Annotated in this window: 1 rRNA gene; it reads left to right on the forward strand. The window is 43.3% G+C overall.

The features are described from left to right. Nucleotides 1-323 precede the first annotated feature (323 nt). Nucleotides 324-2,288, forward strand: a 23S ribosomal RNA gene (locus T523_RS09145); the annotation flags it as partial.

The raw sequence follows: 2,288 nt of genomic DNA on the forward strand, positions 1-2,288 counted from the left end.
TTTATTTGTGCAGCACCTTATGTTTGTGTAGTGGTGTGAAGGGAATTGTTTGGATGATGATTGAAATATAATTTTTTGATTGTTGTGTGATGATTCTGTGCATTAGTAACCCTACTGGCATTAATTAACCAGAACGATGTATTGTTGAAGATTTTGTTATTTTTTCTTATAATGTTTTTATAAGGGGATGAATCTTTTTTTTGATGATATGTTTTTTTTAGTAAGTTTACTGTTTAATTTAATGTTTTATGTCTATTAGATTTAAGACTTAGTTTTTTTAGATTTAATTGTTCAACTAGTATTATGTTTTATTCTTTTTTAGAAAATATTGCTACTTATGCTGTCTGGGGGATGGCTTGGCTTAAGTTGCCTATGAGGGTCGTGGTTAGCTGCGATAAGCCTGGGCGAGGAGCATACATCCTTTGAACCTGGGATTGCCTAATGGGACTTCCTAAATATCCTCTTTTATGGGGGGTGTTTATTCCATTTTTTTGTGGATTGGGAACCCGCTGAATTGAAACATCTTAGTAAGCGGAGGAAGAGAAAGAAATATTTCGATATCGTTAGTAACGGCGAGCGAAAACGATGTAGGACAAACTGAATCCTGCTTTGTGAATTGCGGGAGATGTGGTGTTTTAGACTTTTAAGTTATGATCTTATTTGTGTTTAAGTTGAAGTTGATTTGGAATGTTGCGCCGTAGAGGGTGATAGCCCCGTAGAGTATGTGCATTTTTAAGATTGTTTTGCTTTTTTGTTCTAGAGTAGGATCCGTTGGAAATCGGGTTTGAATTTGGGAGGCATCAACTCCTAATTCTAAATACTTCTTAAGACCGATAGCGAATTTAGTACCGTGAGGGAATGCTGAAAAGAACCCCTTAGGGGGGTGAAAAGAACCTGAAACCAGATAGTGATAGCCAGATATGGCATGTAAGGAATGAAGTTTGCTGAAAGAATCAATGGTAACGTTGTAGTATGAGGTGAATGGACTAGTGTTGTATCGTCCGTTTTGAAATACGGGCCAGGGAGTTTTCTGTTGTGGCGAGACTAAGGAGTGTTTTTAGCTTCGTAGTCGTAGGGAAGCCGATTTAGCTCGCAGCATGAATCTTTTTTTTGTGTGAGGGGCAGGGTCTTAATAGGGCCTGAAGTCACAGCGGTAAAACCCGAAGCCGGTTGATCTATTCCTGGGCAGGATGAAGTCGCTCTTACGAGCGATGGAGGTCCGGCGGGTTGTTGTCGTGCAAAACACTCTTTTGACTTGGGAATAGTGGTGAAAGGCCAATCAAAGCCGGTGACAGCTGGTTCCACTCGAAATGGCTCTGAGGCCAGACTGACTGGAGATAGGTGGCGGGGTAGAGCACTGATTGGGCGTTTAGGGTGGGAAACTACTCGGCGCACTGTAAAACTCCGAACTCGCTACCGTCGTAGAAGGTTGGATTGAGGGATGCGGGGTAAACTTGTGTTCCAAGAGAGAAACAACTTAGACTGTGGTTAAGGTCCCTAAATGTTGGATAAGTGTAAGGAAGTCTTTGGCCCAAGACAATGGGCAGGTGGGCTTAGAAGCAGCCATCCTTTAACGAGTTCGTAACAGATCACCCATCGAGGTCAAAGGCGCCTAAAATGGACGGGATTTAATCCAACTACCGATACCATGGACTGCACATTTTTTTGTGTAATGGTGTAGAGTGGCGGCCTGTTGTGGGTTGAAGAGGGGGCGTAAGTTCCTTTGGACCTTGCAGGTATGTGGATCCTGGTAGTAGTAGCAGCAAAGTAATGTGTGAATCATTACCGCCGGAGGGGCTAGGGTTCCTTGGCAATGTTCGTCAGCCAAGGGTTAGTCGATCCTAAGGCCAGTTGTAAGTCGAGCTGGTCGAAAGGGAAACAGGTTAATATTCCTGTACATGGTACATTTACGGTGACGTTTGGGCTGATTTCTGACTCTTTGAGATAGGCCTTGTAGGATTGTCGTCCTATTTAAGCAAAGTAAGCCTGGGGAGAGGTGTAATAGCGAGAACCAGGTGGTGTTGTGATGAGCTGTACTTTTTTTGTATGGTTTGGCTGATTCATGGAGACCTTGAAAAGGGAATTGGTTTTGTATTGTATCATTTCGTACCGAGATCCGTCACAGGTGCCCCTAGTTGAGTAGACTAAGGCGTGTTAAGGTAACTTAGCTAAGGGAAATCGGCATATTAGCCCCGTAACTTTGGGAGAAGGGGTGCCAGCTATGTGAATAGCTGGTCTCAGTGACCAGGGGGGCCCGACTGTTTAATAAAAACATAGCTCCTAGCTAG

The organism is Methanobrevibacter wolinii SH, assembly GCF_000621965.1.
GTDB lineage: Archaea > Methanobacteriota > Methanobacteria > Methanobacteriales > Methanobacteriaceae > Methanarmilla > Methanarmilla wolinii.